Consider the following 25546-nt stretch of genomic DNA (forward strand, 5'->3'; position numbering starts at 1 on the left):
ACGAATGGTTTTATCTTTCTATATGAAACCGCAGTAGACATGCACTGCAGTGCATCTCTACGCGACGATGTTTTTATTGTATTATTTTGATAATGCAGCTTTAACCTGATCAGCAGCTTCCTGGAATTGAACAGCTGATAAAATTGGCATACCTGAATTGTCAATTAAATCTTTTGCAATTTCAGCATTTGTTCCTTGCAAACGAACGATAATTGGCACATTGATAGCATCACCCATATTTTTGTAAGCGTCAACAACTCCTTGTGCCACACGGTCACAACGAACAATTCCACCAAAAATATTGATCAAAATTGCTTTTACGTTTGGATCTTTTAAGATAATACGGAAAGCAGTTTCAACACGTTTTGCATCAGCAGTTCCACCAACGTCTAAGAAGTTAGCAGGCTCAAATCCGGCGTATTTAATTAAATCCATAGTTGCCATTGCAAGACCGGCTCCGTTTACCATACATCCAACAGTACCGTCAAGATCTACGTAATTTAAACCAACTTCTTTCGCTTCTACTTCAATTGGATTCTCCTCACGGATATCACGCATTTCAGCATATTTAGGTTGTCTGTATAAAGCATTATCATCGATATTTACTTTAGCATCAACAGCCATAATTTTGTTGTCAGATGTTTTTAAAACCGGGTTGATTTCAAACATAGACGCATCAGAACCAATGTAAGCATTGTATAAAGCATCGATGAATTTAATCATTTCTTTAAAAGCATTTCCTGAAAGACCTAAGTTAAAAGCAATTCTTCTTGCTTGAAAACCTTGTAATCCAACAGTAGGATCCACTTCTTCAGTAAAGATTAAATGTGGTGTGTGCTCAGCAACTTCTTCGATATCCATTCCACCTTCAGTAGAATACATAATCATGTTACGACCTGTTGCTCTATTTAATAAAACAGAAACATAAAATTCAGACGTTTCACTCTCACCAGGATAGTATACATCTTCTGCTACTAAAACTTTGTTTACTTTTTTACCTTCAGCAGAAGTTTGAGGTGTAATCAATTGCATTCCGATAATTTGTTCTGCAATCTCTTCAACTTGTTGTAAGTTTTTAGCCAGTTTCACTCCACCACCTTTTCCACGGCCACCTGCGTGAATTTGCGCTTTAATCACGTGCCATCCTGTACCAGTCTCGGCAGTTAATTGTTTTGCAGCAGCTACAGCTTCAACTGCATTGTTAGCCACAATTCCGCGTTGAATGCGTACTCCGTAACTCGCTAAAATTTCTTTTCCTTGATATTCGTGTATGTTCATAATATAGAATTTGTCTGGTTCTGAATTTATTTCAGAATAAAAGTGCGACAAAAATAGCAAAATTCAACTGAATAGTAAAATCTTTTTCAATTAAATAATGTGTCAAATTTATATTAAGGAGTTATTCTTATTTAAACCCAAATTCCGTCAGTAGAAAGGTTTAAAGATTCTGAGACTCTAAGTTCCTAAGTCTCTAAGAGTTATTTCTTAAGACACCTATTTACAGCAATTTAACATTCCCAAAACTTAGACACTCAGGAACTTAGAATCTTAGGACCTTCTTAAAATTACTTTTTGATTCTACTTTACTTTTGAAATCCTAATCCACAATTTATGTTATCGCAAATTAATCGTTAAACAATTGTATATAAATTCTAAACATAAAAGCACTATATCGTTTGAGTTTTAACAAAAACACCAACGATATCAATAGCTTAGAGATGATTTTTCATAAATTATCTTAAAACGGATTATGATTTTGATAATTCGCAATGCTTTAAAAAACATTATTGCCATTTTAGAACTCTTTTTCTAATATTACAACAAAAATACAGGCAAAACAACGAATTTAATGAATTATATTTAACGAAATCTTTATTTTTACAAAAAAAATATCAAGAATGAGAGTTAAAGAACAAGGGCTTTATTTGCCTGAATTTGAACACGACAATTGTGGTGCAGGATTTATTTGTAATTTGAATGGTATTAAATCTAATGACATCATTCACAAAGCATTGGACATCTTAATAAAATTAGAACACCGTGGTGCCGTTAGTTCTGATGGAAGAACCGGAGACGGAGCCGGAATTTTATTTGACATCCCACATGATTTTTTTAAGAAAGTATGTGATTTTGAAATCCCTGAAACACGTGAGTATGCAGTAGGAATGGTTTTTTTACCAAAAAGCAAAAACCAGGTTACTTTCTGCATGAATACATTTGAATCTACTATTAAAGATCAAAATTTAAAGATCTTAGGCTGGAGAGATGTACCCGTTGACGTTGAAAATTTAGGGCAGATTGCCGCAGAAAAAGAACCAACCGTTAAGCAGGTTTTTGTTAGCAAAAACGATCAGGATTTAACGGAACAAGAATTTAATGCAAAACTTTTTGCAGCTAGAAAAATTGCCGAACATGCGATAAGAGGCTCTAAAACCTCCGAAAGTCATATGTTTTATTTTACTAGCCTATCGACAACTACTATAATATATAAAGGTCTCTTGATGCCGGAAGACATCAGCCGATATTATATTGATTTAAAAGATCCCGATTTAGTGACTCGTCTGGCGTTAGTACACCAACGTTTCTCGACCAATACTTTTCCTTCATGGGATTTAGCGCAACCTTTTAGATATATGTGTCATAACGGGGAGATTAATACACTCCGCGGAAATGTCAGCAGAATGCGTGCCCGTGAAGAATTAATGGAAAGTAAAATTTTTGGTGCTGATATCAAAAAATTATTCCCGATAATCTTAGAAGGAAAATCAGATTCCGCTTCTATGGATATGGTCGTTGAACTTTTGTTAATGACCGGTCGTTCTTTGCCGGAAGCTATGATGATGGTCGTTCCAGAAGCTTGGGAAAAACACCAGTCCATGTCGGAGGAAAAGAAGGCTTTCTATGAGTACAACGCCTGCATCATGGAACCTTGGGATGGCCCTGCCTCTATTCCGTTTACGGATGGAAATGTAATTGGTGCGTTATTAGATCGTAATGGTTTACGCCCTTCTCGTTATACTTTAACAAAAAGTGGTTTCGTGATCATGTCATCAGAAATTGGTGTACTTGATATCGAGGCAGAAGACGTGATTCAGCACGGTCGTTTAGAACCGGGAAAAATGTTCCTGGTAGATATGAATGAAGGCCGTATTATTGAAGACGAGGAAATCAAAAAAGCAATCGTTACCAAACGCCCTTACAAAGAATGGGTTGAGGCTAACTTACTTCCATTGTCTAAAGTTCCTTATACCAATAATCCTACTCCTGTTGAGAAACTTGATTTCCAGACAAGACAACGTTTATTTGGTTATACCATCGAGGACTTAAAAACAATTATCAACCCAATGGGATCTGATGGTGCTGAAGCAATCAGCTCTATGGGGAACGATACGCCACTGGCCGTTTTATCCGATCAGCCTCAATTATTGTATAACTATTTCAAACAATTATTTGCTCAGGTTACCAACCCGCCTTTAGATGGTATTCGTGAGGAGATCATTACCGATATCAGTTTAGCCATTGGCGGTGATTTTAATATTTTTGATATTGAAGCCAAACAATGCAAAAAATTAAAAATCCAAAATCCGGTAATCTCTAACGAAGATTTGGATAAAATCAAAAACATTGATCACGAAGACTTTAAATCGACTACTATCTCTACTTTATATAAAATAGAAAAAGGAGTCAACGGTTTGGAGCGTGCTTTAGAAAAATGCGTTCAGGCCACTTACAAAGCGGTTTCCGAAGGCTGTAATATTATCATTCTTTCCGACAGAGGCGTAAGCGAGCAATTAGCTCCAATTCCAATGTTATTGGCTTGCTCTTATATTCACCACTCTTTAAACATTCTGAAAGTTCGTTCTAAATTCGGAATCATAATCGAATCGGCAGAGCCACGCGAACCTCATCATTTTGCTTTATTGTTCGGATATGGAGCCAGCGCAATCAATCCGTACATGGTTAACGAGATCATTCACGATCAGGTAAACCAAGGATTTATTACAAAAGTTAAAGCGGATTATGCTGTTATCAACTACAACAAAGCAATCGCAAAAGGAATCCTAAAAATCATGAACAAAATCGGTATCTCTACTTTACATTCGTACAGAGCCGCTCAGATTTTTGAAATTTTAGGTTTAAATAAAACATTCTCTGCCAAATATTTTCCTTACACCCCTACTAGAATTGAGGGAATTGGCTTAATGGAAATTGAAAAAGAAGTAAAGAAAAGATTCCAGAAAGCATTTCCAAATTCAAAAATTGCCAACTTATTGCCTTTAGAAATTGGAGGTATCTACAGATGGAGAAGATCCGGAGAGAAACATATGTTTAATCCAACTACGATTTCTAAATTGCAACAGGCAGTTCGTTTGAACAGCCCGGAAAGTTACAAAGAATACGCTAACATGGTCAACGAGCAAAGTGAAAACTTAATGACTATCAGAGGTTTGTTTGAATTCAACAATTTAGATCCGATTTCTATTGATGAAGTAGAGTCTTGGACGGAGATTGTGAAAAAATTCAAAACCGGAGCGATGTCTTACGGATCGATCAGTAGAGAAGCCCATGAGAATTTAGCGATTGCAATGAACAGAATTGGCGGAAAAAGTAATTCGGGAGAAGGTGGAGAAGATCCAAAACGTTTCCAGAAAGAAATCAATGGTGATTCCAGAAACAGTGCGATTAAACAAGTAGCTTCAGGAAGATTTGGTGTTTCGATCAATTATCTGACCAATGCCAAAGAGATTCAGATTAAAATGGCTCAGGGCGCTAAACCGGGAGAAGGTGGACAATTACCGGGAGAAAAAGTAGTGCCGTGGATTGCAGAAACCAGAAACTCTACACCTTATGTAGGTTTGATTTCTCCTCCTCCTCATCATGATATTTATTCGATTGAAGATTTATCTCAGTTGATTTATGATCTGAAAAATGCAAATCGCGAAGCTCGTATAAACGTAAAACTGGTTTCTGAGGTTGGAGTCGGAACAATTGCCGCAGGTGTAGCCAAAGCAAAAGCCGACGTTATTTTAATCTCCGGTTACGACGGAGGAACAGGTGCTGCCCCTTTGACTTCCTTGCAACATACCGGTATTCCGTGGGAACTTGGTTTGGCCGAGGCCCAACAAACTTTAATCTTAAACGACTTAAGAAGCCGTGTGGTTTTAGAGTGTGACGGACAGTTAAAAACAGGTCGTGATGTTGCTATTGCAGCCTTATTGGGTGCTGAAGAATTTGGCTTTGCTACCGCTCCATTAGTGGCTTCCGGATGTATTATGATGCGAGCTTGTCATTTAAATACCTGTCCCGTTGGTATTGCAACTCAGGATCCTGAATTGAGAAAAAACTTCAAAGGAACACCGGAGCATGTTATCAACTTCATGTATTTTATTGCAGAAGAATTAAGAGAAATCATGGCGCAATTAGGTTTTAGAACTCTGAAAGAAATGGTGGGTCAATCACAAAAATTAAATGTGAATAAAGCGATCCAACATTACAAAGCAAATGGTTTAGATTTATCTTCTATTCTATACAAACCGGAAAAAGCGAAAACGGTTCCTAATCACAATACAACCACACAAGATCACGAACTGGACCATGTATTGGATTTTGATATCATCAAAGAAGCGATTCCGTCTATTTACAGAAAAGAAAAAACAAGAGTTACCTTTAAAATTAAAAATACAGACCGTTCCGTAGGCGCTATTTTGAGTAATGAAATCTCAAAAATATATGGCGCACAAGGTTTACCTGATGACACTATTTTAGTTGATTTTGAAGGTTCTGCCGGACAAAGTTTTGGTGCATTTGCAACAAACGGATTGTCTTTTAAAATTCACGGAAACTGTAATGATTATTTAGGGAAAGGACTTTCAGGAGGAAAATTAATTATCAAAGTACCTCCTACCGCGACCTTCAAACCTGAAGACAACATCATTATAGGAAACGTTGCCCTTTACGGCGCTATTACCGGAGAAGCGTATATCAATGGTAGAGCCGGAGAGCGTTTTTGTGTGAGAAATTCCGGAGCAACCGCAGTGGTTGAAGGAATTGGAGATCACGGATGCGAGTATATGACAGGTGGTACCGTCGTTGTTTTAGGAAAAACAGGAAGAAACTTCGCAGCCGGTATGAGTGGCGGTGTGGCTTATGTTTATGATCCAAATCAGGAATTTGATTCGAAATCCTGCAACATGGAAATGGTTGCTTTTGACCCCATTGAAGATACTGACATTGCAAAACTAAGGCGATTGATCAAAAACCACTCTTTATACACCAACAGTCCTTTAGCCAAAAGAATTTTAGCAGACTGGGAGAATCAACAAAACCACTTCGTAAAAGTAATGCCAACAGATTACAAAAAAGCATTACAAAGAATTGCAGAAGAAAAAAAAATAGAAGAATTAATAGCTGATTAGAGGATTTTAGAATTCAGATTTTAGATTTTAGATTATTAAAATTTACCCCAACTTTGCGAACCTTTCGTTTTTTCAAAAAAATAAAAAGAAAAAACCTTACGCACTTTGCGGTTAAAACCTTAGAATCAAAAATTTAAAAAATTGGAATTTGGAATTTTAAAAATTTGGAATTTAACTAAAATGTCATGGGTAAAATAGGCGGATTTAAAGAATATAGAAGAGCCGACGAAAGCAATATTGAAGTTATAGAACGTATTACTAACTATAATGAATTTACGATTCCGTTAGCAAAAGATAAAATAAAAGAACAAGGTTCAAGATGTATGGATTGTGGTATTCCATTCTGCCACAGTGCCTGTCCGTTAGGAAATTTAATTCCTGACTTTAACGATATGGTACATCAGGAAGAATGGCAGAGTGCTTTAGAGATTCTACAATCAACGAATAACTTTCCGGAATTTACAGGTCGTTTATGCCCTGCTCCCTGCGAAAAATCATGTGTACTTGGAATTATAAAAGAACCGATAGCGATTGAAAACATTGAAAAAAACATCATCGAAAGAGGTTTCGCAGAAGGCTGGATTAAACCACAAACTCCTAAAAAGAGAACCGGAAAAACAGTAGCTGTTATTGGTTCCGGTCCTGCAGGTTTGGCAGCAGCACAACAACTAAACAGAGCCGGACATACGGTAACTGTTTTTGAAAGAGACAATGCCATTGGAGGTTTATTGCGTTACGGAATTCCGAATTTCAAATTAGAAAAAGGAATCATCGACAGACGTGTTGCCATTCTGGAAGCAGAAGGAATCACTTTTAAAACGAATGTTAATGTGGGGGTGAACTTTAGCGTAGACGAACTAAATGCTTTTGACTCTATCGTATTGTGCGGAGGGGCAACAGAAAGAAGAAGCCTGCCAACTAAAGGAATCGAAAGCAAAGGCGTTGTTCAGGCAATGGATTTCCTGACACAACAAACAAAAGTACTTTTCGGAGAATCAATTCCCGATCAGGTAAAAGCAACCGGCAAAGACGTAATCGTTATTGGTGGTGGAGATACGGGTTCAGATTGTATTGGTACCTCAAACCGACATGGTGCAAAATCAGTAACTAATTTTGAGATTCTGCCAAAACCTCCGGTAGGAAGAAGCGAAACAACACCTTGGCCATTTTGGCCGTTGCAACTAAAAACATCTTCTTCTCACGAAGAAGGCTGTAACAGAAACTGGCTAATCAATACTAAAGAATTCCTTGCCAACGAAAAAGGAGAATTAGTTGGATTAAAAACCGTTGAGGTTCAATGGAAAATGACGGCGGGACAAAGACCTGAATTAATAGAAAAAGAAGGATCTGAAAAGATCTGGCCTTGTGATCTGGCTTTATTGGCATTAGGTTTTACAGGTCCGGAGAAAACATTAAGCGAACAATTAGGTCTGGAAATAGACATGAGAAGCAATTATAAAGCTACCAATTACCAAACCAATGTCCCTCATATTTTCACAGCCGGTGACATGCGCAGAGGACAATCTTTAATCGTATGGGCCATTTCAGAAGGTCGTGAAGCGGCAAGAGAAGTAGATTTGTACTTAATGGGGTCTACTAATTTGCCAACAAAAGGAAATGGGGATCTTCCGGCATTGTAAGATGTAAGATGTGAGTTCTTAAAATAAAACCCCTCTTTTTAAAATTTTAAAAAGAGGGGTTTCTTATTTAATTCAAATTGTTAGTCTAAAAATAATAAAGACTAAGCGCCAAATCGAAAAATTTAACCTAAAGAATTTAGAAATTAAATTGAATTTGTACCGTAGCACGTCTTCCCGGAGCGTTGACAAAGTCTTTATCTCTCGCTTGCCACCATGCCATGTTTGGAGAATAATCTTTATTGAATAAATTCTCAACTCCTAATCCTAATCTGAATGAATCATTAATAAGATAAGAACTGCTCAAATTAAAAACAGTATATTGTTTTACCCGACCCTCATTAAAGGCATACAAATTTGTAGTAGGGTTCGGATCAAATCGATCTCTTTTAAAATTATGTAAAGAACTTAATTCTATATCCAAGTTTTTTACAGGACGCAATTGAATATAAGTGGTAAGTTTTGGAGCCATAATACGGGAACCATTAATATATTTCTCGTAGCTTCCGTTATTATCATTATCAACTTTACCCTCTATCCAGGCGAATGCTCCACCAAAACTTAAAAAATCAAATGGTTTTAAGTTTAAAATGGCCTCATACCCCCAAATGTTTTCCGGAGCACGCTGCATGGCAAAAGAACCGTCAGGCAACTGAATAGAAGTAGCTCCTAATTTTGAAGTACTCCAAAAACTGGTTAGCTCATAGTTGATCCATTTTTTTATAGTTCCCGCTACACCCATTTCATAATTATTTACAATTATAGGATCTGTAGGCAGTTTTGAGATCACACTTTCTGTAGAAGATCTTAAAATACGACCTACTTCATTGATCGAAAAAGATTGGGAATAACTGGTAAAAACATTTACCTCCGGTCTGATATTATATCTCAAACCAATATTACTGACAAAGGCATTGTATTCTAAATCGCCTCCTTTTACAAAAATACTTTTGGTATACGTATTATTCTTAGTATTTAAGATGGACAACGTTTCAAAATCATCTGCTTTAACCTTTATGTTTTCGTATCGCGCTCCGACTTTCACAGTAAACTTCTGCCAGGCATCAAATTTGATTAATGCAAATGGCGCTGTATTTTGCATTTTCATTTGTGGTGTCCACGAACGTCCGTCTTCTAACTTCTGAACGGTAGCATCCTGAAGGATATCCATACCATAAATCAAATCGGCTTTGTAATTGTCTTTTGACAAAAGACGCGAATCAAAGTTAAATCTCAATCCCAACTTTTTTGAAGCCACATTAGATTGTCCTCCGTTTAAAAACTGATCTCTGTCATATCCGTAAACCGTTCTGAAATCCTGCAAATAGAGATTCACATTTAAAGCCGTATTATTCCAAATTTCTGAGTTTGTATACGATAATTTAAAATTATGATTTCTAGGAGTTCCCTCCGGAGTTCCTAACCTCTTACCAGCTTCAACCCCAATAGTTGGAATCTCGCCCCATTTACCAATCTTAACATCCTGGTCTAAAAAGGACTTAGATGCATAACCAATATAAGAAAACTCAAATCGTTGTTTATCCGATAATTGATACCCGATTTTTGCTAACCCGTTGTACGTGTCTAGATTTGATAAACTGTAAAAAGGAGACGTATTAACCGAATTAGCATCTTTTATGACTCCCGTTCTTTCGTTAGTAAATCCTAAAACATAGTCAAATCGGTTTTGTTTTCCTGTTATAGAAGCTGATCCTCTGTATCCAAACGATTCCGCAAAACTTTTGGGTTGGCTTATAATCCCCAATTGTACAGAACCTGTCAAAGGCTTGTCCTTATGATTTTTCTTTGTGATGTAATTGATAATTCCTCCATCAGCTCCATTTCCGTAAATTGATGTCGCTCCTTTAATTACCTCAACTCTTTCGATAGAGAAAGGATCAATTACCTGTAAATCCCGACCTCCATTTCGTAATGGTGTAGATTGTGGCACTCCATCAATCATAACCAAAAAAGGTCTCCCTCTTAACGTTTGCCCATAATTCGAAGTCTGATTGCTCGCCGTAGCCAAACCGGGAACCGTATATTGCAGAATATTACTAATATTAGAATTAATGGTACTCTGGCTTTGAATTTTTTTCTCCCCAACAATAGTAATCGAAGAAACCACTTCTTTTATACTTTCTTTTTTACGGCTTGCCGTTACAATAATGTCATCTAAATTGTTTGTAGCTAATGTATCTTTTGCTTTTTCCTGAGCAAATCCTGTCGAAATCGCAAGACTGAATAAGCAAAATATAGTAATTCTTTTCATAAATAATTTTTAAAATGCAAGTTTTTTGCAAATGTAATTTTTATTAATTCTAAATAACAATAATTAACACTCAAATATTACATTTTTTAAATTTTCATTTTTATAACAATTTGTTATAATTTGTTATTTTTCGTTTTAAAATTTGCCAATCGCCAAAAGAGTAATAAGTTTGTCTAAAATAATTTACAAATGCAAGCAAAAGATCTACTGCAGTTAGCAGACCAATTTGGGAGTCCATTATATGTTTATGATGCCGAGAAGATTCAGTCTCAGTACAATCGATTAACCAAAGCTTTCTCTAAAGTAGAAAACTTAAGAGTTAATTATGCTATGAAAGCATTATCAAACGTTGCCATTCTCCAGTTATTAAAAAATATGGGATCCGGTCTGGACACCGTATCTATTCAAGAGGTTTTATTAGGACTTCATGCCGGCTATGAACCTGAGAGAATCTTTTTTACACCAAACGGAGTTTCTTTAGAAGAAATCGAAGAAGTAGCCGCTATGGGCGTACAAATCAACATCGACAACTTATCGATCCTGGAACAATTCGGGACAAAACACCCTAATATACCAGTTTGTATTCGTATCAATCCACACGTAATGGCGGGAGGAAATGCCAATATTTCTGTGGGACATATCGATAGTAAATTTGGAATTTCTGTACACCAGATTCCTCATATATTGCGAATTGTGGAGAACACCAAAATGCACATTGTAGGGATTCACATGCACACCGGATCGGACATCTTAGATATTGAAGTATTCTTGTATGCTGCCGAAATTTTATTTGATACAGCCAAACACTTCAAAGAATTAGAGTTTTTAGATTTCGGAAGTGGTTTCAAAGTGCCATACAAAAAAGACGATATCGAAACAGACATCGAAGAATTGGGTAAAAAATTATCTAAAAGATTCAACTCGTTCTGCGCAGAATACGGCAGAGATTTAACCTTAATTTTCGAACCGGGTAAATTCCTAGTGAGCGAAGCAGGTTTCTTTCTAGCCAAAGTAAACGTAGTAAAACAAACCACATCAACAGTTTTCGCAGGAATCGATAGTGGTTTCAATCATTTGATCCGTCCGATGTTTTACGGTTCTTCTCACCATATTGAGAACATCTCAAATACAAAAGGAAAAGAGCGTTTTTACTCTGTTGTAGGATACATTTGCGAAACAGATACTTTTGCAAACAACCGCAGAATTCACGAAATCACCGAAGGAGACATACTGGCTTTCAGAAATGCAGGAGCTTATTGCTTCTCGATGGCATCCAACTACAACTCCAGATACAAACCCGCTGAGGTTTTATGGATGAACGGACAAGGAATCTTAATCCGTGAACGTGAAACATTCGAAGATTTACTTAAAAATCAAATCTCGTTACCACAGGAAGCTGCTGTAACGGCTTAAAATAAAAAATGTCATTCTAAATCCCGTTTCTTAATTGAGACGGGATTTTTTTATTGTAGATTTCTGATTTTAGATTTTAGATTTTTTAGAAATGTGTATATCAGACTGAGCGAAGTCGAAGCCCGTCCCAAAATTCTTATTCTAAACCAATGAACAACTTCATCAATAAATTATTACATTTGTAAGAAATTACATTGTTTAATGAATTTAGATAAATATGCCATCTCGAAAGACGAATCTTCTACAATATTTAATTTCACAAGTATTGGAGACAAGGGCGATTTTAGAAAGATAGTGATTTACTCCCCTACTAACAATCCGTTCATTTATAATTTGGGTTTCGGAGATTTAATCTACAATTCTTTTACAAAGGAGTACATTATTGATGATCAAATTACAAATGATAATGGAAATATAAGGCTTGTATTAGCAACTGTAGCCAAAACTGCCTATGAATTTACAATCGTGTATCCGCATATAACAGTGTTTTTTAGAGGTACAGATACCAGAAGAACAAATACTTATAAACGAGCTATAATGTTAAACCTAAAGGAATTATCAGAAACTTTTGATATATTTGGTGCTAGAATAATTGATAATCAAATCGTAGATGAACCATTTGATTATAAAAAAGACTTTGATGGATTTCTAATTAAAAGGAAGAAGATATGAAAAGTGTAAAGAAAATAGTTATAGCCGCCAGAGTTACCAATAAAAATGCAAAAGTACTGGTAGACCCATCACTTAATGAATTTAAAAACATTAAGTTTAAGTCCGGCAAACTCGATGAAATAAGTAAAATGAATTTTAATCTTAGTTTTTAAACATATACTATTCCCGTTCACTAAAATCGAACGGTTTTTTTTTATGTTTCTTGTACGCAGATTGTACCCATTTATACTTTAACAATAATTGTCAGGCTGAGCGAAGTCGAAGCCCCCTATTTGCCACCCAATTGTGCCCTATCGTCAAAGAAAACCCGGGCAATAGCAAATAAACAAAGTAAATCACAATGTAACCTCCATGCAAAATGTCGCCAATCTTTGACGAATTACAGCTGTGTTTTCTCCTTCGTCGAAAAGACAAACTGGAGCGAATAAATTTTACTTGCGGTTTTTCTAAAAGTGAGATAAACTTCCTGAAGGTGTAAGGTAATTTGATTTACAGACTCCTCACTTGATTCATCTGGTTTGTCTTTTCGACGAAGGAGAAAACACACAAGAAATTCCGCAAAGTATATATACAGCGTTCTGAGCTCGAATGATATTCAAAAAAAATAGTTTCTGCAATCTTAGAACACTAGTTTCTTGCACGCAGATTGTGCCTACTTATATTTTAATCAAAATTGTCAGGCTGAGCGAAATCGAAACCCGCTCCCAATATCAATCCAAATGAAGAAAAGATTACACAAAATAAAACTCAACTGGCTCAAATAAAAAAACTATTTTAGCTCAGTAAACCCAAGTCCCCAAACCATGAGAATCACCATTCCCCTATCGGCATTATTCCTGTTACTCACCACTAATTTATTTAGCCAGACTATGGCTGACTTAAAACTAAAAACCAAAGAAATTCCAAAAAGTTATACCTTAAACCAGGGTAATGTTTGTATTTCTCCTAAGGCCTGCACTTTTTATAATGATATTGAAACGTACAGCAATATTGTCGGAATCTTAAAAAGCAAACAGATTCAAAGTTTTAAAAGTAAATCTGATAGTGGCTCTATCATGTATTTTGAATTTGAACACGTGTTCAAAGGCGATAGATTTCTACAAGGAATGTTATGGGGAAAAGAAGGGCAACCAACCGACGAACATCCCGAGGAATATCTGGCAAAAGGAAAATTTCTGATCGTTTGGAGTTTTCATCCCAATAGTCCGATTAAGGAAAAATCGGAAGCCAAAATAGAGGCGCTTTTGCAATAAGAACCTTAGTAGTACAAGCGAGAAAAATGCTATCATCAGACAAAGATTACGAAGGAGTCCCATACGATAACAAATAGATGAAGTAAATTACAACCGTAAACCGTCAAAGACTGGTGAAATTCTGTATGGAACTTCCAGTGGATTTTTCCTTCATCGGAAGGACAGGAATGGGTGTGTATACCAAAAACCACCAAAAGTTGTCAATAACAACTATAAGTAGCGTAAAAACAACTATTGGTAGCGGCATTTTTTTGTAAACAGGCAATGAGTCACTATAGCTTTGCAGTATCAATTAAAAAAATAATTATGATGCTAAATTCAAAATCACTAGGTAATAAAATTTCAGCGGCCAGAAAGAAAAACAATCTTTCACAGGCTGATCTTGCGCAACAAGTTTCTATAAGCTCTCAGGCAGTTGGTAAATGGGAAAGAGGCGAATCAATGCCTGACATTGCTACCTTAAACCGACTTGCCGAAATCCTGGGCGTGGACTTAAACTATTTTTCTGATACATTCAATTCTAAGGATTCAGAAAACAAAATTGAAGCGACTTGGAAACCAGCTATAGCGATAGCAACAGCAAAACTTAAAACTACTTTAGGTTTAAATTGGAACATGCCAGCAGCGAATTGGGTCGATGCAGATTTTTCGGGTCTAAATAACCTTAAAGACAAATTCAGCGCTTCGAATATGAAGAACTGCAAATTAATTGATTCTGACTTATCGAACTTAACACTCCAATCCAACAATATTACAGGTTGCGATTTTTCTAATTCAGATTTAAGGAATAGTAAAATTCGCGCTTCAAACTTAGAAAACAATCAGTTTGTTGAATGTTTACTCATAGACACCGAATTCTCTTCAAGTGAAATTAAAAACTGCAATTTTTCAAAGGCCAATTTTTCAGGAGTTGAAATAAACACCTCAGAACTTAAAAATTGCATTTTAGAAAATGCAATTTGGAATCTGTCGACATTTATATCGTCACATATTTCTAATGCTGTCTTTAATGACACAATAGAAGAATGTTCTTTTGAAAACTGTTCTTTTACAAAAGTAACTTTTAAGAACGCAACACTTATAAATACTTTTTTTAAAGGCCGAAGATTAAAAGGCATTCAATTTATTGACTGTCGTGCGGACCGAATGACCTATGAATTTCTTAAAAACGGAAAAGCTGATTTAACAGGGCTGACTTTATTAACATAGTGTCTGCAAAACAGAGAAAATTAAAAATCCTTCCGGGAATACAGCGACCTTCATTTAATCTTTAATTTTAATTCGTAATTTCGGAAATTAAAACACCATAAAAATGAAACCTCAAATACGAATTCTGCTCTATTCCCTATTATTTCTAACCTATAGTTTTTCAACTTCACTTTTACTGGAACTTGGCGAGAAATTAAAAGATCACCGATTTATAACTCTAGGCTGCGGTTTTCTGCTAATCAATATTATTTTTTCTTTTCTGGTGTTAAAATGGACACCACTTTTAAATATAATCTGCTCTATTGCAATTGCCGTTTTAGCGCTGTTCATCGCTTTGAAAATTGGAGATTTACATTTGTTTCCAAAATATGACGCTTATGGAGTCAAAACGGCATTGATGGCAAATGCAATTTTATCGGTTTTGTTTTGGGAAATTGTGTATCGAATAAAAAATAGAAAACAATAAAACCATGTCCATCAGAACCGCCACAATTAAAGACCTCCATACAATTAGCGAAATTGAAAATCTCTGTTTCTCCGCTGAAGAGGCAGCATCGTTAGAAACCTTAGAAAAACGACTAAAAACTTTTCCACATCATTTTTTTGTTCTGGAGGAGAAGGAACAAATCGTTGGGTTTATCAACGGAATGGTAACCGATAACGATGTGATTATTGATGAAATGTTTAAAAATACCGATCTTCATGATGCTAACGGAAAATGGCAGTCGGTTTTTGGCCTGGCTGTATCTCCTGACTTTCAGAAAAAAGGTTATGCCGGTAAATTAATCGATCATATTATTGCTTTTTCAAAACAACAAAACCAAAAAGGCGTGGTATTAACCTGCAAAGCCGGACTTGTCCACTATTACGAAAAATTTGGCTTTTATGATGCCGGAATTTCAAATTCTGTTCATGCAGGTATGGTCTGGCATGATATGAGAATCGAACATTAACTTACACTATTTTATTTATTTCAAAAAACATGAGAATCCAAATTTTAACTATTTGCCTTACCCTACTTATTTCCTGTAAAAAAGAATCCGAAACCAACCACAAAACTACTGATACTGTAAAAATCGATTCGGCTCAGAAACCGGAACAAAAAGCAACTGAAACTAATACATCGGACACCATCACACTTTCAACAAAACACAAAACAAACAAAATTCTTTGCGACCTAGACGGCGATGGATTAAATGAAACTGTTGAAATCGTCAGAGGCAAGAAAAGTGATAAAAGTGGTTTGCGAATTAGTTTCGGAAACGGAAAAAGAACGGATTACTTTGGAATGGGAACTACTATTCTCGAACAGGGTTTTGATGAAATTGACTGGGCAGGAATATTCGAAAAAGCATCTAAAAATGAGCTTTACTGGAATAATGTAAATGAGGATGGAGAAATAATGGGGGATGAAGAAATAAAAGAAGAAGACAAAATCAAACTTCCAAATGACGGAATCTTTATCCACGCTGAGGAAAGTTGCGGGGGAGGAATTATTTATTTGAAAAACGGAAAATACGAATGGATTCAACAGGAGTAATTCTGTTTGCACATATAAATACTATACGGCATCTAAAAATTAAATTCTAAAAAAGGCATAGTTGTTGAATGTTAAAAAAGATATCTTTACACCTTCAAAAGTTATACCCATGCAAAAAATTACATTACTCATTTCTATACTATTTTTGGCGTTATCCTGTGGCGTAAAAACAACGCAGTCGCTTATAAGTGACGGAGATTACGATGGTGCCATAAACCGTGCTGTTGAGGCATTAAGAACCAAAAAAGACTCCAAAGGAAAACAAGATTATGTGTATTTGCTTGAAGAAGCCTATGCCAAAGCCAAAGACAGGGATTTGCGAAATCTTGAAATGATGGATAAAGAAAAAAATCCTGCCAATTTCGAACGCATCTACAATACTTATGTACAACTAAATAATCGTCAGGAAAAAATCAGACCTTTATTACCGCTTCCATTATTGAAACAAGGTAAAAATGCCAGCTTTCCGTTTGATAATTATTCTACACAAATTGTGAACAGTAAAAATGCACTTTCTAAATACCTCTATGATAATGCTCAAATCCTTCTAAAATCAAAAAACAAATTAGATTCCAGAAAGGCGTATGATGATTTGGCGTATGTTGAAAGTATTAATCCAAACTACAAGAATGCAAAAAAACTAATGGATGATGCATTGTTTAAAGGGACTGACTTTGTGAATGTTTATGCTACAAACGAAACCAATATGATCATTCCAAAACAATTACAGAACGATTTATTAGATTTCAGCACTTACGGATTAAACGACAAATGGACGGTTTACCATAGTGTAAAACAAAGAAATGTCAATTACGATTATGGCCTGGTCTTAAATTTCAGAGAGATCTTTATTTCACCCGAGCAAGTCAAAGAAAAAGAATTTGTAAAAGAAAAACAAATTAAAGACGGGCTCAAAACGCTTTTAGACAGCAGAGGAAGACCAGTAAAAGACAGTTTAGGTCGCCCGATAAAAGTAGACAATTATAAAACGCTCAAAGTTAACATCTACGAATACAGACAATTTAAGTCCTGTGAAGTAACAGCAAAAGTAGACTATGTAGATCTGAAAACCAATCAGCTTATGCAGTCCTTTCCTATTACCAGCGAGTTTGTTTTTGAAAACATTTATTCAACTTATCGTGGAGACCGAAATGCATGTGATGAAAATTATTTAGGCTATTTTAATAAACGTGCTGTACCATTTCCGAATAATGAACAAATGGTTTTTGATACCGGAGAAGATCTAAAAGCCAAATTCAAAAATATCATTGTCCGAAACAGATTCAGATAATAAACTAAAACGATCAATAGGATCCCATTTGTTACGAAGCAAATGGGATTTTTTTATGCCTTACTAAGTCAATTCAGTATACATATCCAACCTTCTGTTCTTTCCGGATCGACACGAAAACTTATGGAGAGATAAAAATCTTCGCAAATATTGCGTTTATTTAACCGCAAGGGGCGCAAAGGTTTTGCGCAAGGTTCGCTAAGATAAAAAATAACAGTTTCGATAAAAGCTTTGCGGACTCCTAAGTTTGCAGAGAAATTTTTTCACGCAAATTTAGCAGATTTATTCAGATTGTTTTTATCGAAATCACAGAGCAAAAATATCTGCTAAATCTGCGTGTATAAAAAGAAACTTTGCGATTCTGCAATAAAAGCTAACAAAAATCCTTGTGTACCTTGCGGTTAAACAAACTATACGTTCTGACAGAAGAAGGAAACTTTATAAAAAGTCCACAACTTTTAAGCTTGATCCCTCTCTCCCCAATACGCATTTCACCAAACCCTTTTTTATCTCAGTTTTTTATTTAAAGTTAAATTTAAAAGTAAAAATAACTGCTGTAGAATCAATAGACCACAACCATATTGCAAATACTCAAAATGAGAGTATGAAAATTCCAAAAGAGACATTAAAGAAATGATACATAAAATAAGTACGGTTTTGTAACGGCGTCTATAAAAAAAGACAAACTCTAATAAAATAGAGCAAGGTAAAATTAATACCATAAAAATCCCCAACACTTCTATAAAAGGAAATCGGAACGGATATTTAAAATTATTAATAAAATTGAAACAGTCCTGAAAATAGTTAACCGAAAATGAGGTTGAATCATGACTTGCATCATATACATTTCCTATCAGACCGGAAGCGAAGAAAAAATCTAGTGTAAATGGAAGAAACAACAACAAAAAACCACCTAAGATAACAAGAAGAAGCATTTGTCTGTACGAAAAAATATTTTCCATTATTTTATGTTATTTTTTAAAATCTAAAAAAGCCTAAAGATAACCTATTATTTAACATTTGGCTTAATCAAATTGATAACATATTCTTCAATCAACGAAAAAAAGTAAAAAAACATAATGCGAAACCAAAAAGTTGCATATATTTGCAACTAATTGATTGCGTATTAAAATAAACAAACAATGAAACGAGATATTTTTCAGGCCATTGCCGACCCGACCCGAAGAGCCATATTAGTACTAATTTCTTCCAGTGCCTTAACGCCAAATACCATTGCAGAACAATTTAATACTACAAGACAGGCGGTTTCAAAGCACATTAAAATTCTTAACGAATGTGAATTGCTCGAGGAAAAAAAAATGGGTAGAGAAATCTACTATCAGCTTAAAATCGACAAAATGAAAGAAATAGATAAATGGTTAGAACAATTTAAAGAAATCTGGGAGAACCGTTTCAATCAATTAGATCAAGTATTAATGAATTTAAAAGCTAAAGAAAATGAAAACTAATCTTTTAATGAATTTTACCGTAGACAAAGAAAATTGTGCGGTTAAGGTAAAACGTGAATTTAATGCTCCAATTGCCAGCGTATGGGCTGCCTGGACCGAAGCTGAAATCCTCGACCAATGGTGGGCTCCTGCTCCCTATAAGTCTAAAACAAAAAACATGGATTTTAAAGTAGGTGGTCACAGACTCTACGCCATGGTAAGCCCTGAAGGTCACGAAAATTGGTCTTTGGTAGATTATACCTCAATCTCTCCAAAAACAAACTTTACAACGCTGGGAGCTTTTTGCGATAGCGAAGGCAATATAAATCCAGATTTTCCACGTTCTAACTGGAGTGTCTCTTTTTCCGAGCAGGGAGATCTTACCATTGTTGATGTACTTATAAAACACAAGCAATTAGCCGATATTGAAAAATATCTTGAAATGGGTTTCAAAGAAGGATTTACATGCATCCTTGAAAATTTAGATAAAATCCTTGAAGCCGGAAAATAATTCTAAATGTACAGTTGTAGAGATGCACAGCTGTGTGTCTCTACAATATCGAATATCATTAAATATGTTCTAACTGTTTTGTACAAAGAAGCATTGTTTTTCTTAAATTCGTTTATGGTACTAATTTTTAAATCCGTGATATGAATTCAAAACTAGTCAAACTCTTTTTACGTCTTGCGATCTCAGCAGGATTTCTCTCTGCTGTGGCAGACCGATTTGGATTGTGGAGCAAAGAAAATTCGGTGTGGGGAAATTGGGAAAACTTCCTTGCTTACACAAAAGTATTGAATCCACTGATTCCTGATAGCCTATTATCACCTCTTGGAATTATGGCAACCGCACTTGAAATTATTTTTCCGGTTTTTCTTTTAGTTGGTTTTAAAACCGAATTGTTTGCCAAACTAAGTGGTTATTTATTATTGCTTTTCGGATTGTCAATGGTGTTTTCCGTGGGAATAAAAGCGCCTCTCGATTATTCCGTTTTTACCGGTGCTGCGGCTTGTTTTGCTCTAAGTTTACTTAAAGAAAAATATCTGGAGCTTGACACTGTAATTTCTAACCGATAAAGATGTTTCTGTTTTTTTTGATTTCTAATCCCTTAAAACTAAATCATGAAAGCCAACAAGACAAGTCGAACTGCACAATATATGGCACTGTTCAGAGCATTGGAAAGTCAGCGCGATTCTAACGATCGATTATTTTATGATCCTTATGCCATCCATTTTTTAGACCTCAAACTTAGACTAGCCGTACGTTTGTCCAAAAACAAACGGGTTAGAAAGTACATCAGCACCACGATTCAAAATAAAATTCCGGGTGCCTTTTCGTCCGGATTGGCACGAACAAAATATATAGATGATTTACTTCAATCTTCCCTTTCAGAAGGCATTACTCAAGTCATTATTTTAGGTGCTGGTTTTGACACGAGAGCTTTACGTCTTGACTTTTTAAAATCGGCTTCCGTAATAGAAATCGATCATCCCAATACGTCAAATTTTAAAATTGACATCTTTAAAAAACGAATTGGAAAACCTCCGGAGAACATTACCTACTGCCAAATTGATTTCAATAAACAAAGTCTTGATGAATTAGCAGTGCAATATCATTTTGATTTTACAAAACCTACAACCCTGATCTGGGAAGGTGTTACTAACTATTTAACGGCTGCCGCAATAAGTAAAACATTTACTTTTATTTCCAGATTTCCAAAGGGCAGTGTTATTATCTTCACTTATGTACATCAGGAAATCCTAACCGATCCTTCTTCTTTTCTGGGTGGCGAAAAACTTTTGAAAGATTTAGAAAAACTCGAAGAACATTGGACATTTGGTTTTCTCCCGTCAGAACTGCCCGATTACTTGAAACAGTTTAATCTGACTCTCCTTGAAGATTTAGGTGCAAAAGAATATCGGAAAAAGTACTTGCCCAATCGAAATGAAAAAGGATATGAATTTTACAGGGTTGCCATGGCAAAAAAGGATTACTGATAAATTAGTATTCTTTTGATCAATGATTTTTTTTCGGAATAAATATACACGTTTTGAAATTCCAAAATATAAATTCCAAATTCCAAATGTCACCCTGAGCGAAGCCGAAGGGTAAATTCCAAATGTCACCCTGAACGAAGCCGAAGGGCAAAATCTGAAAAAAAACTCCCCTAACCACCCTTCTCTATCCAGACTTCTATATTGAATCGCACTTCATGTGAAAAATGATATTTTAAAAGAACTTATAAAAGTTATTGACAATATTACTACACACATAGAATTGAAAGTCTTTTTTTCCAGCTACTTCAAAATTTAATGCAAAGATTAGAAGATTGGATGACAATAATATTAATTATCTGCTTTCTATTTTACACTCCAAAATAACAATGGAAGATATTGGCGAAAGTATTTATTTAAATAATAGAAAATTATTAAAACTTGTTAAATTTTATATAGTATATATTGTGGTTATTTTATACTGACTTATATTTAATCCTCATTTTTAAATTAAAAAATATGTTAGAATTAAATGTAACTATTCCAGAATTTATGAATCCAAATCTAGCTTCAATATTAAGAAAAAAATGCATTGGCCATAGCAACGAGTTTATACCATATAATGAAGAAACCAGAACAATCATATTGTATTTCGATTCAGGCAGTAAAATGAATTCGTTAATTGCTTATATTAATGAAGAATACCCCGAAGTTATTATAAATTACCCTAACCACCCTTCTCTATCCAGACTTCTATATTGAATCGCTTCGGCAATATGTTGCGAAACTACATTTGGAGCATTGTCCAGATCCGCAATAGTGCGTGCTACTTTCAAAATTCTATCGTAGGCTCGTGCAGAAAGATTAAGACGTTCCATAGCCGTTTTCAGTAATAGTTTTGATTGTTCGTCGAGTGCACAAAATTCTCTGATTTGCTTAGTATTCATCTGAGCATTGTAATGAATATTAGGCAACTGCTCAAAACGAATGGATTGCAATTCTCTGGCCGCAGTTACCCGTTTTCGGATTTCAATACTACTTTCTGCTTTTCTATCGTCCGATAACTTTTCGAAGGGAACAGGCGTAACTTCTATATGAATATCGATTCGGTCTAGTAAAGGGCCTGAAATTTTACTCAGATACCGCTGCATTTCTTGTGGTGAAGAAGTGTTAGGCATACCGGAATCATTAAAAAATCCACTAGGACTTGGATTCATACTCGCCACCAACATAAACGACGACGGATAGGTTACCGTAAATTTAGCCCTTGAAATTGTTACTTCACGGTCTTCCAATGGCTGACGCATTACTTCCAGAACATCCCGTTTGAATTCTGGCAGTTCGTCCAGAAACAAAACCCCATTGTGCGCCATCGAGATTTCTCCCGGTTGCGGATAACTTCCTCCACCTACCAAAGCTACATTAGAAATAGTATGATGCGGACTGCGAAATGGCCTTTGATTCATTAAACCCACTTCTTTTAATTTTCCGGCAACACTATGAATTTTAGTCGTTTCTAATGCTTCACGCAAAGTCATAGGAGGCAAAATACTGGGCAATCTTTTGGCCAACATCGTTTTTCCTGCGCCGGGCGGGCCAATCAAAATAATATTATGGCCACCCGAAGCCGCAATTTCCATACACCTTTTTATACTTTCCTGTCCACGAACATCTGAAAAATCAAATTCGGGAAAATCCAGTGTTTTGTAGAATTCTGTTCTGGTATCAATTGTCATGGGTTCAAGTGTTCCTTTCCCTTCAAAAAAATCAATTACTTCTTGTAAATTCTCAACGCCATACACCTCCAAACCAGCTACTATTGCAGCCTCTTTTACATTTTGCCTCGGCAGAAAGAAACCTTTGTATCCTTCTTCTTTGGCTTTTATAGCAATAGGTAAAGCTCCGTTTATCGATTGCAAACCTCCATCGAGCGAAAGCTCTCCCATGATTATATACTGATCCAAATCAGGAGCTTTAATCTGATTTGACGCCGCCAGAATTCCAATGGCAAGTGTCAGGTCGTAGGCAGAACCCTCTTTTCGCAAATCGGCCGGTGCCATATTGATGGTAATTTTTTTCCCCGGAAACTTATAAACATTGTTCTTTAAAGCGGCTGCAATACGATAACTGCTTTCTTTTATGGCGTTATCCGGCAAACCAACCAAATGATACCCAATTCCAGTATCCATATGAACTTCAATCGTAATTGTCGTCGCTTCTACTCCAAAAACGGCACTTCCATAAACTTTAGTTAGCATAAATTCTATTCATTAAATATTTTTAAATTTAATGAAAAATAATTAAATTGTAGTTATTTTATTACAAATAAAAAATTACACAATACTGCTAGTTAGACTTCTTGATTTTTTATACGAAACTGAATAATATTATAAGTTTCCTTACAGAACAAATCCTACTTTATAAAATTAATAGAAACAAAAAACCTCTAGTAAATGGTCATGGTCGGAAGAACTTCCGTTATCATATCCCAAGTTCTATCATGACCTGTTTTTTTGTGGTTCTGTGACCCCGTTTTTTAATAAATTTAATAAAAGGTTTTTTTGACTAACATACTCCCTTTTGCATTTTTTAGCTTCGGAGAAGCGACACATTTATAGCAAATATTCCCAACGTAAAGGAGCTCCGGAGGAGCGGCATACAAATTTAATATGCCGCTCCTCCGGAGCTTAACGTCATTATTGTCAAATTCGATCTATAAATATAACACCCCTCCGGGGCTGCCATCTTTACACAAACAAAATAACCTTTAAACATCTAAAAAACAATCTAGTACACCAATAATTTTTACTAACAATTTGTAATAAAATTCTATCTTAGCGTAATCCTAAGAAAACCAAAAACCACTATGAATCAGACCACAAAACCTTCTCAAAACAGGATTTGTTTTACTAACCGGAAACTCATCTTTTCCTTATTCTTTTCTTTAGCAGCTTTATTGTCTGCAAATAGTCAGTCAAAAAAAGTAACTGAAAAATTTAAAAAAGAAACCATTTTAAAAATAGATTCCCTAGTACAAAAAAATTATATCTTTCCTGAAAAAGCACAATTGATTGGAGCTCATTTAAAAGACGCTTATAAAGGAGGCAAATTCAAAAAACATGAACTATTAGATTCTTTTGCCGCAGCATTAACAAAAGAAGTACGATTCATCAACAATGATAAACATCTGGGAATTAAACCGAGATTTGTTCCAACGAAAGAGAAAATCGGTACCAATAAAGATTCTTACGAAATTTACCTACATAACGCAACTGATAATCGAAAGCTGGCAAATGGTTTTAGAGAAGCCAAAATAATAGACGGCAATATCGGATACCTCAATTTTAAGTATTTTATAGACGAAACCGATCAGACTATTGATTCCTATATGTACTTACTGGCCAATACGGATGCCATCATTATTGATCTAAGTACAAATGGCGGTGGTAGTCCAAAAACGGTTCAATATTTATGCAGTTATTTTCTTGAGTCCCCACTGTTATTAAATACGCTATATTTTAGAAAAGACAAGTTTACCGAAGAATTTTGGGTTAAAGACGTTAACGGAAAAAAGAGACCGGATGTACCTCTGTTTATTATTACGGGCACAAGAACCTTTTCGGGAGCGGAAGAATTCAGTTATAATATGCAAACTCAAAAAAGGGCCACATTGGTTGGTGAAATAACGGGTGGCGGTGCCAATCCGGGTGATATTTTTGAAATTAATTCCCTCTTGGAAATATTTATTCCCACCGGAACTGCTATAAACCCAATCACCAAAACAAACTGGGAAGGTACTGGCGTAATTCCGGAATATAAAACGACTAAAGACATGGCTTACAATAAAACCATAGAATTAGCCGGAAAAGCAGCCGAAGCCTATCGAAATAAAAATGCAGCCGAGTCAAAGAAACTGTATCAGGAACTACAGGCCACTATTGCACTACAAACAAAACCCCTCAATGAAGCAGCAGCAGTCAAAATGGATCAGCAACTGTTTAATGTTATAAAAAAATTAACCGACTCTGATTTATTTAATTGGGACGACATTGTTTATTTATCAACTGACTACAGCAAAACAAAACCATTTATAGCAGAGTCAATTTTAAAAAGTAATGCAGAGTTGCATCCAAAATCTCCTATTGCCTTTTTAAAATATGGCGATCTTCTGGAACAAAACGGGAAAAAAGACATTGCTATTGCTATCCTAAAAAAAGCAGTAGAAATTGCAACAGAAATCAAAGCACCATATCTGGAAGGATTAAAAGCACGTTATGAAAGTATTTTAAAATAAAAACCAAAACTCAAAAAAACAGGCAAAAAACAGTTTAAAACGATTAGACAGAAAAGACAATACTTCCTTCTGTATCTTCTAATGGAATAATTGGAACAATTTTTAA

At 35.4% G+C, this 25546-nt stretch carries 20 protein-coding genes; 16 read left to right on the top strand and 4 right to left on the bottom strand.

What is annotated here, in order from left to right; genetic code table 11:
* Positions 1–81: 81 nt before the first annotated feature.
* Positions 82–1278 carry an ADP-forming succinate--CoA ligase subunit beta gene (gene sucC, locus G3A47_RS00850; RefSeq protein WP_166919527.1) on the bottom strand — a complete coding sequence of 399 codons (1197 nt, stop codon included), beginning with the start codon at positions 1276–1278 and terminating at the stop codon, positions 82–84.
* Between the two features lie 620 nt (positions 1279–1898).
* Between sucC and gltB the strand changes: the two genes are divergently transcribed.
* Both gltB and G3A47_RS00860 read left to right on the top strand, forming a co-directional pair.
* Positions 1899–6416, top strand: a complete 4518-nt coding sequence (gene gltB, locus G3A47_RS00855; RefSeq protein WP_166919529.1) for a glutamate synthase large subunit — start codon at positions 1899–1901, stop codon at positions 6414–6416.
* 185 nt (positions 6417–6601) lie between these two features.
* Entirely contained in the window at positions 6602–8056 is a 1455-nt protein-coding gene (locus tag G3A47_RS00860) for a glutamate synthase subunit beta (protein WP_166919530.1), read from the top strand.
* Positions 8057–8192: 136 nt separating this feature from the next.
* On the opposite strand, the gene G3A47_RS00865 is transcribed toward G3A47_RS00860, so the two are convergent.
* Complete coding sequence (locus G3A47_RS00865; protein WP_166919532.1) at positions 8193–10325, bottom strand: TonB-dependent receptor; 2133 nt, start codon at positions 10323–10325, stop codon at positions 8193–8195.
* A gap of 189 nt (positions 10326–10514) precedes the next feature.
* On the opposite strand from G3A47_RS00865, the gene lysA reads away from it, so the two are divergent.
* From lysA to G3A47_RS00910, 9 genes are all read left to right on the top strand, one after another.
* Positions 10515–11738, top strand: coding sequence for a diaminopimelate decarboxylase (gene lysA, locus G3A47_RS00870; protein ID WP_166919534.1), 1224 nt, complete (start codon positions 10515–10517; stop codon positions 11736–11738).
* Between the two features lie 201 nt (positions 11739–11939).
* Positions 11940–12410, top strand: a complete 471-nt coding sequence (locus G3A47_RS00875) for a DUF6934 family protein (RefSeq protein WP_166919536.1) — start codon at positions 11940–11942, stop codon at positions 12408–12410.
* Complete coding sequence (locus G3A47_RS00880) at positions 12407–12562, top strand: hypothetical protein (protein WP_166919538.1); 156 nt, start codon at positions 12407–12409, stop codon at positions 12560–12562. Before G3A47_RS00875 ends, G3A47_RS00880 begins: the two co-directional genes overlap by 4 nt.
* A 651-nt stretch (positions 12563–13213) precedes the next feature.
* On the top strand, positions 13214–13663 hold the full coding sequence (locus tag G3A47_RS00885) for a hypothetical protein (protein ID WP_166919540.1): 450 nt from the start codon (positions 13214–13216) through the stop codon (positions 13661–13663).
* Between the two features lie 306 nt (positions 13664–13969).
* Entirely contained in the window at positions 13970–14872 is a 903-nt protein-coding gene (locus tag G3A47_RS00890; protein WP_243860363.1) for a helix-turn-helix domain-containing protein, read from the top strand.
* 103 nt (positions 14873–14975) lie between these two features.
* Entirely contained in the window at positions 14976–15338 is a 363-nt protein-coding gene (locus tag G3A47_RS00895; protein WP_166919542.1) for a hypothetical protein, read from the top strand.
* Positions 15339–15342: 4 nt separating this feature from the next.
* Positions 15343–15825 (top strand): GNAT family N-acetyltransferase, encoded by a 483-nt coding sequence (locus G3A47_RS00900; RefSeq protein ID WP_166919544.1) that lies wholly within the window; start codon positions 15343–15345, stop codon positions 15823–15825.
* Between the two features lie 29 nt (positions 15826–15854).
* Complete coding sequence (locus G3A47_RS00905) at positions 15855–16412, top strand: hypothetical protein (protein WP_166919545.1); 558 nt, start codon at positions 15855–15857, stop codon at positions 16410–16412.
* 109 nt (positions 16413–16521) lie between these two features.
* Positions 16522–17703 (top strand): hypothetical protein, encoded by a 1182-nt coding sequence (locus G3A47_RS00910; protein ID WP_166919547.1) that lies wholly within the window; start codon positions 16522–16524, stop codon positions 17701–17703.
* A gap of 506 nt (positions 17704–18209) precedes the next feature.
* Here G3A47_RS00910 and G3A47_RS23635 read toward each other — a convergent pair.
* Complete coding sequence (locus G3A47_RS23635) at positions 18210–18665, bottom strand: hypothetical protein (protein ID WP_208328325.1); 456 nt, start codon at positions 18663–18665, stop codon at positions 18210–18212.
* A gap of 180 nt (positions 18666–18845) precedes the next feature.
* Here G3A47_RS23635 and G3A47_RS00915 point away from each other — a divergent pair, with 180 nt between their 5' ends.
* From G3A47_RS00915 to G3A47_RS00930, 4 genes are all read left to right on the top strand, one after another.
* On the top strand, positions 18846–19172 hold the full coding sequence (locus tag G3A47_RS00915; RefSeq protein ID WP_166919549.1) for an ArsR/SmtB family transcription factor: 327 nt from the start codon (positions 18846–18848) through the stop codon (positions 19170–19172).
* On the top strand, positions 19162–19662 hold the full coding sequence (locus tag G3A47_RS00920) for an SRPBCC family protein (protein WP_166919551.1): 501 nt from the start codon (positions 19162–19164) through the stop codon (positions 19660–19662). The genes G3A47_RS00915 and G3A47_RS00920 overlap by 11 nt, the downstream gene beginning before the upstream one ends.
* Positions 19663–19802: 140 nt before the next feature.
* Entirely contained in the window at positions 19803–20228 is a 426-nt protein-coding gene (locus G3A47_RS00925) for a DoxX family protein (RefSeq protein ID WP_166919553.1), read from the top strand.
* A gap of 45 nt (positions 20229–20273) precedes the next feature.
* Complete coding sequence (locus tag G3A47_RS00930; RefSeq protein ID WP_166919555.1) at positions 20274–21149, top strand: class I SAM-dependent methyltransferase; 876 nt, start codon at positions 20274–20276, stop codon at positions 21147–21149.
* A 719-nt stretch (positions 21150–21868) separates the two neighbouring features.
* Here G3A47_RS00930 and G3A47_RS00935 read toward each other — a convergent pair.
* On the bottom strand, positions 21869–23404 hold the full coding sequence (locus tag G3A47_RS00935) for a YifB family Mg chelatase-like AAA ATPase (protein ID WP_166919557.1): 1536 nt from the start codon (positions 23402–23404) through the stop codon (positions 21869–21871).
* A gap of 608 nt (positions 23405–24012) precedes the next feature.
* On the opposite strand from G3A47_RS00935, the gene G3A47_RS00940 reads away from it, so the two are divergent.
* Positions 24013–25440 (top strand): S41 family peptidase, encoded by a 1428-nt coding sequence (locus G3A47_RS00940; RefSeq protein WP_166919559.1) that lies wholly within the window; start codon positions 24013–24015, stop codon positions 25438–25440.
* Positions 25441–25546: the final 106 nt, after the last annotated feature.

It is taken from the genome of Flavobacterium poyangense (genome assembly GCF_011751075.1).
GTDB lineage: Bacteria > Bacteroidota > Bacteroidia > Flavobacteriales > Flavobacteriaceae > Flavobacterium > Flavobacterium poyangense.